This window comes from Mycoplasma sp. 3398 (assembly GCF_053851555.1).
In genome coordinates this window covers 63,368-70,554 of the sequence record NZ_JBSQAW010000003.1, presented here as the reverse complement: position 1 = coordinate 70,554, position 7,187 = coordinate 63,368, and the positions used below count along the sequence as shown (strand labels likewise).

General features: G+C 26.1%; 5 protein-coding genes and 1 other RNA gene. 1 reads left to right on the top strand and 5 read right to left on the bottom strand.

All coding sequences use genetic code 4. The features are described 5' to 3' along the window. Positions 1-1,697 (top strand): hypothetical protein (locus ACWXVK_RS01760; protein ID WP_456017057.1); only part of this gene is annotated, 1,697 nt, incomplete at its 5' end. A gap of 708 nt (positions 1,698-2,405) precedes the next feature. On the opposite strand, the gene ACWXVK_RS01755 is transcribed toward ACWXVK_RS01760, so the two are convergent. The 5 genes from ACWXVK_RS01755 to ACWXVK_RS01735 form a co-directional block, all read right to left on the bottom strand. After that, the gene (locus ACWXVK_RS01755) at positions 2,406-3,023 is read right to left on the bottom strand and encodes a hypothetical protein (RefSeq protein WP_456017055.1); all 618 of its coding nucleotides are present in this window, start codon (positions 3,021-3,023) and stop codon (positions 2,406-2,408) included. A 10-nt stretch (positions 3,024-3,033) separates the two neighbouring features. Then, positions 3,034-3,130: signal recognition particle sRNA small type (ffs, locus tag ACWXVK_RS01750), an RNA gene on the bottom strand. A gap of 128 nt (positions 3,131-3,258) precedes the next feature. Beyond that, complete coding sequence (gene rpsD / locus ACWXVK_RS01745; RefSeq protein WP_456017053.1) at positions 3,259-3,861, bottom strand: 30S ribosomal protein S4; 603 nt, start codon at positions 3,859-3,861, stop codon at positions 3,259-3,261. A 207-nt stretch (positions 3,862-4,068) separates the two neighbouring features. After that, a complete protein-coding gene (locus ACWXVK_RS01740) occupies positions 4,069-5,622 on the bottom strand; it encodes a hypothetical protein (RefSeq protein WP_456017052.1) in 1,554 nt (517 codons plus the stop codon). A gap of 12 nt (positions 5,623-5,634) precedes the next feature. After that, the gene (locus tag ACWXVK_RS01735) at positions 5,635-7,182 is read right to left on the bottom strand and encodes a hypothetical protein (RefSeq protein WP_456017051.1); all 1,548 of its coding nucleotides are present in this window, start codon (positions 7,180-7,182) and stop codon (positions 5,635-5,637) included. Positions 7,183-7,187 lie beyond the last annotated feature (5 nt).

Genomic DNA, 7,187 nt, shown 5'->3' with positions numbered 1-7,187 from the left:
ATAACTCAACAAATAGTATTAAAAACCTTGATACTATTAAAACTGATGCAGAAAATCAAAAAGAAAAAGAAATTAAGCAAAGGTCTAAGGAACTTCAAAGAGCTAAAGATGAAGCTAAGAAAATTGTCGACGAAATTAACTATCCTAGTGGAAACAAATCTCACGCGAATGAAACTTTGAAACGCCAAATTGATCAAGCACAATCAATTGATGAAATTAATAGATTAAATGAAAATAATAAGAAGATAAAAGACGCTGTTAAGAGGGCTCTTGACGCTATTGATAAATTAACAGATAATAAAGAAAAAGAAAATTTAAAAAGAGAGCTTGATAGCACCATAAGTATCGATGGCCAAAATAGTGGTATTAAACATATTACCGGTAAGGCTATAATGAAACATCGTGAAGCATTAGAAAAGAAAAAAGGTAATATTCAAAAAGAAATAGAAAAACAAAAGGATTCGGCAGATAAAAAAGATTTAATAAACCAACTAAAACACATCGATAGTGAATCAGACCTAGATATGGTTAAGCAACAACTTAACTTAATTAAGGAAAAAGATAAACTAAAAGATGAAGTTTCAAAACTTGAACTATTTGACCTATCTGGCCACCCAAATGGAAATGGTCAAACTGGTAGAGGAGGTTTAAATAGTTCGGAATTATCAATGCTAAACAAGAGAATTACTGACGCAACTACTAAGCAACAACTAGATGCTATAAAAAATGATATAGATCGTCAAAAAGCCGCAGAACTTAATGACTTAAAATTGCAACATGCAAACGGGGGAACCATAATAAATAGCGATTATACTCAAACCTTCCAGGATTTTAGTGAAATGAAGAAAGCCTTATTCTCAATTATTGCAAAAATACAAGTAATTAAAGGAATAGGAAATCATGCCGCTGAAAGTGAATTCAGAAATAAAGGAATGGCGTTGCAAAATAAAATACTTTATCAAACAACAACCATAGATCAATATAAAAAAGTTAAACAGGAAGTAGAAAATTTTGCTAAGCGTTGAGAAGATGATAGTAAAACAAAAAATTGAGTAGTATTCTTTATTGAAAGAGTTGAAAAACATTCTACACAAAGTCCCCCTGAAGCTGGCCCATTCCCAGTAAATGTTGCGAGCGATCATATTAAGCATATTAAATCAATATTTACAAATCAAGGGACAACACGCGAACAAGCCATAAAAGCAGAAAATGATTATCTAAAACATATATTCTTTAATGCCAGAAGATTAAAGAAACTTGATTATGACTATCTACAATTTATTAAAGACTTAAAATTAAATCCATTCTTGGATGAAAATGAAAAATCAAGACTTGATGCGCAATTTAACAAATTTAAGGAAACTCCTAATATAAACGGCAAAGAAAAAGTAGCTCTTGATATTGATTCTAGCCTAATCGGAAAAAGAACTAATACAAGGGATTTCTGAAGATCAAGTTCACAAATTGATTTTGTTGAATATTGAGTTTCAATGGTTGCTGAAGCATCAGAAAATGTAATTAGTCAAGAAAACAAATATATATGAATTGATAAAATTGCTCTAACTATTGATGAAAGAAAAGAAGTTGCTAAGAAACTATGAAATGAGTTTAAAACAAAATATAAGGATACGCTACTAAAAGACGTTCTATTAGATAAAGACGGATTTCCTCAAAGACATGCACCGTTCTTTGAATAAAATATTTTATTGCAACATTAATTAATGATTTTCATAAATTAATAACTTAAACTTTTAACATTTTTTATAACTAAAATAAGGGGAAAATGCTGATTTATTAAAAAAATCAGCATTTTTTACTTTTTTTGACCTCAAATATATAATAATTTAGTTATAAATACACTAAAGAAAAATGAGGTAAAAATGATACTAAAAGGCCAAAGAGTTCAAATGCCTAAAAATGTCAAAATGATTATAAAAGGTGATAATAAATATGTATATTATTAGAAGATGATAAAAAAATATCATTCGTTGCTTATACCGGGCAATATTTGACAATAACTAAAATTTTTAAAGATTTATATATAGATAAACAATTCCCGTATTTCCCACTTTAAGTATAAAAAAATAAATATTCCATTTTTATGAAGTTTATTAAGTTAAAATAAAAGAATTTTTTCAGTAATGTAGAAAATTTTGTGTAAATTAATCACTAGCCAACCTTTTAGTAAGAGATTTGAGTATAGCAATTACACAAATCTAAATTTATTATGCAAAAACAACCAAACAACATGACAAAATTTGATAAATTTTCTTCCAAATATGTTGTTGGGATATTTTAATTATTTAATCTTCTTTTTCAAAAATAAATTGTAACTGATTAAAAACAGGCCCTCAATTAGGAATAAGGTACCAAAAATAATAAATTAAAAAGTCCTTTTGGACTTTTTAATTTATTGATTCCAAGTCATAAATGGCTTTTTCAATATTAATCCCAATAATATTATGGACATAATGATAAACTGATGATTCTTTGCTTAAAAAAGCATCATTTGCGGTTTTTATTTTAATGAAATAATTTTCATGGAGCTTAATATTTGCATTAACGTCACATTTATATACTGTTTCTAATAGATATTTAAATTCTTTCTCAGCAATTTCTTGATCGCAAAAAACATAAAATGGTCAAAAATTATTTTCTTTATATTTAAACGTAATTAATGTTCCGCCTTTTCCATCATTATTTATTATTTCACGAATTTTTTTTAACTGCTTTAATTTAAAATAAGAAATTTTTTTATTGGCAGTGATATTTTTAATAAAAACAGCATCTTTATTAAACTGACTATAAAACAATTCATAAGAACAAATGAAATATAAACTTTCCTCAAAGTAGAAATTATATTGAGTTTCTTCATTGCTTATGTATGATTCATAATCAATAGAATTATAAAACGGAGATTTTGCAATTTTTTTATAAATAACAAAATCACCTAAATCAAGAATTGGTAATATATCATAATCTTCTTGATTTTTTATAGGACTTAATAAACGTGTGCAAATCATTTCTTTCTCCTTAAAATAAAAAACCACAAGACACTGCACTTCTCGATATGGCTGCTATATCTCTATCCTGACCAATTTACAAGGTTACCGTTCTCATGGCTTTATTATTATACTATATTTGCAAGCATTTTATTATATTAAATTAATCCAAAAAAAACACTTTGAATAAACTGCTTTATTTGCAACATTAACAAATGTCCTAAAATAAATTATAAAATGCGCCGAAGCGCAAATTTTAACGTCTGTTGTAATATTCAACAATTAATGATTCATCAATTTCTTTTGCAAACTCATTTCTTTCTGGCATTCTTGTATATGTAAACTTATTCCCATCACGAGTTAATCATGCAGCGGATGTCATAACTTCAAGAGCGTCTTTAACATTTGCATTATTTTCTAATGAAGATTTAAGTTCGATTACAGAACCTGGTTTAATAATCATTGAAGGTATGTTTGCCTTATGTCCATCAACAACTACGTGATTATGGTTTACAAATTGTCTAGCCTGAGCTCTAGTACGAGCAAATCCTGCTCTAAATACTAGATTGTCTAGTCTAGATTCGACTAGTTGCAATAAATTAATACCTGTAACACCATCTTTTCTAGCGGCAATAGTAAATAGATTTTTGAATTGTCTTTCATTTAAACCATACATAAATCTAACTTTTTGCTTTTCATACATATGCAATTGGTAATCAGAAGGTTTTGATCTTTTGGCACCATGTTGACCAGGTGCAGTCATTCTCTTCTTACCCTTTGTGAATTCTTTATTATTTTCTAGAAGCGATGTTCCATATCTTCTAGATTTTTTAAAAATTGATCCTAAGAATCTTGACATATTTTTTTCCTTTCAATATGCAAAGACAATTAAATAATTCTTAATTTATATTTTTTTCTCTAATGATTTCGGTTAAACAGCTTCCTTACTATCAAATTTATAAAACAAAGAAAAAACTTTTAAATAATATTATTTATGCTGTTGTCAATGCTTTACAATTATACCTTATTTTTATTGTCAATAACTAATTATTTTCGCAAGAAATATTTATTCAGCCAAATTAATCAATGGTTTATCATATTTTATTGTAAATTTATACATAAACTTCTTGATTTTTTTTGCAATATTACCTCTAGTATTGTTTTTTTCTTGAATCACAAAAATTAATTTTTCGTATTTAGCGTCATATTTAATAGCCATTCATTCTCTTTGCTCAAAATTAAACTTTGCAACATACTTTGTATCACTATCCTTAAAATTTTTTCTAACATCTTCAATTGTGCTAACTTTTAATTGGGCAATTGAATCCTGCATATATAATTTAGTCTCAAAGTCAACAACATTTGATGGATGACAATCATAAACAAATTCACTAATAATCAATTTATTTGATAGGTCCAAATTTTGGTCACATATATCATCATATCTCATTTCTTGAGTTTGATAATAATTTAACATATCGACTAAAATATTAAAAAATAAAAATGCATCATACTTGATTTTTTTATCATTACTAAAATAAACCTGATAATCTTCATTAAAAAACATAAAATCAGGTTTTTCTATATTTTTTGAATCAAATTTTCAACTAAAACCAAGGTTAATTTTATATTTATTAGCTATGTTTGTAATATTCTCCTTCTTGCAAAGATTTGATGTAGCAATACTTTTTAAATTTTTAAAGTCATTGTTTGTATTTGTGTAATTATTAGTAAAGGATAAATAATTTATCACAAGGTCAGAGATATCAACCAAATCATATTGAATAAAATATTTTTGTTTATTATTTCTTCTATATAAATAGACCTTTTCATAGTCAAACGAAAATTTAAAAATATAATCCACATTTTTAAGCAATGCAAGTTTAAAAATTGAAAATTTCAAATAACTAGGCTTATCAAGCTTAAATGTATCTTTTAAAACTGTATAAGCAATATCATTTTTTCCAAGAATTTTCTTAACAAATGAATCTTGTAGCGCGCTAGAAATTACACCTATTTTGAGAATATGATTAGCGTTTTTAGTAAAGTTTTTACTCAAAAGAAAATCAGTGTATTCCTTTAATATTTTCCTAAAATTTAAATTACGCATTTGCGTATTGCTATCCTTAACTAAGTCTATTGATACTTTTGTATATTCGTCTAGAATATATTCAATTATTTTATGATTTAATGGTTCATTATTCTTACCATATAACGAAATAGCAAAATTATTATTATCATATTTATGAAGATATATGATGACCACAAAAGCTTCGCTAACACTGTTTGTAAATGAACAAAATGCTCTGCTAACAGGCTCATTTTTCTCATAACCATATGAGTCTATATGATCACCATTGATTTTATCAATTAATTCATTTTCAAAAAAAGCTAAAAATTTATGGCTGCCATCATTTGCAATTAAAATTGATTTTTTATCCTTGCTAACATTAGATAAAACATTCTTAATAGCAAATCCTAATAATTTAATAGTAACCTCATTAAAGTTATCATATCCTGCCTTAATTTTAGCAATAATGTGATTGTTTCTACTAACGAAATTGCTATTTATTTTATTGTTTGTAGATTCATAGAAATTAGGAAATAATTTCAGCTTCATATTTTTTATCCTTTATTTTATAAGTTCTTCTAGCTTAACAAGAAATTCATCTATTGCTTGTTTTGGTGATATATCCCTTCTTATTTTTTCAATAAGGTTATTCTCAACTAATATTTTAATATATTCCCTAAATTTAGATTCTTTTATATCGATGAGATCACTAAAGGGGATCAGGTCATTATCAAATATATTTTTTAAAACTAAATCATTCGCAGTATTTGAATAGTTGTGTTTTTTTATCTCATTTTTAAAATTTTTTGTAGGAAAAATATAATCAAGTTGATAGCTCAAATATTCAATTGGCGTTAAATAAAGAGGCCTCCCATCAACAATTTGCTCATGCTTATTATTTTGATTATACATTCAATCTAAAAAAAGATTTATGACCTCATTTTTCGCGCCTACAGCCGATTTGATTGCAGAGAGAAATAAACCTTGGATAAAAAATGAGCCTTTTTTATCTTCTTTAGTTTTACGATGAGGCACATCTAAAATCAAAAAATCATCCTGATGATTTAAGAAATATTTTAAATTATACTTATATGCTCTAGTTGTTATGAACGTAAAAAGTTGGTCTTGTAGCCCTTCAATAGTTATTTTTTTTGTAACATCAATATCAATTTTTTTTGATTTTAGGGCAGTATAGAAATTTATAAGGGTTTCTCTAAATTCCTCATACTCATTCCTATTTATTTTAAAAATATTGGCATAATCTATTTTAAAATCTTGATTGTATTTAAGAAAATAATTATTAAAGTCAGATCCAGCTTTTTTAAATAAGGTCTCAAAAATATAATTTTCGATATGTTTAACAAATAAAATACTTGTATTATCCTCATTAATTTCCATTTTTTTTATAAGATCAACAAACTCATTAAACATATCATCATAGCAAAATATTTTATTACTTAAATAATTAATTAATTCCTCATTTTTTTTATCTGCACTAGTTGGTATAAAACTTCTTATTATATTAATAATTTTAAAATTTTTAAATCTAGCTAAAAAAGGTTCTGATGATTCTTTGATTTTGTCATAAATTGAATAAAAATAATTAATTAATAATCTCTTATTGACAATAAGCATCTCTGAACTAATGCCAACAGGTAGGCTAAAAATTTCGTTTTGATTATCAAAACCAAGACGATTATTATAATCTAAAATCTTTTTCTCAATATTGCTCTTTTTTGCAATATCGGTTAGTTCAACTAATCGGTTATTATAATGAATAGCCGAAACAATAGAAGGGTAGGAAAGAATTAAGGAAGGTGTTCTACTATCTTTGATATTTAGCTCTAAAATAACTTTATTATTAATGTTTTTTTTGTCAAATGAGTTGCGAATTCTAATCTTGTGATTGGCATATTTTGAATCAAGGGTATCATTGAATTTATTAACTAACTCTACAATAGTGGCAAATGCTTTCTTTTCATGGGTTTCTACAAACGGAACCATTAAATTAACATTATCATCTTCACTGACTTGACAAGAATTACAAAAAGCCACGCTAAGTGGCGAAAAAATCGTAGGAATAATTTTAAAAATTGTTTTCTTTGACATACTTA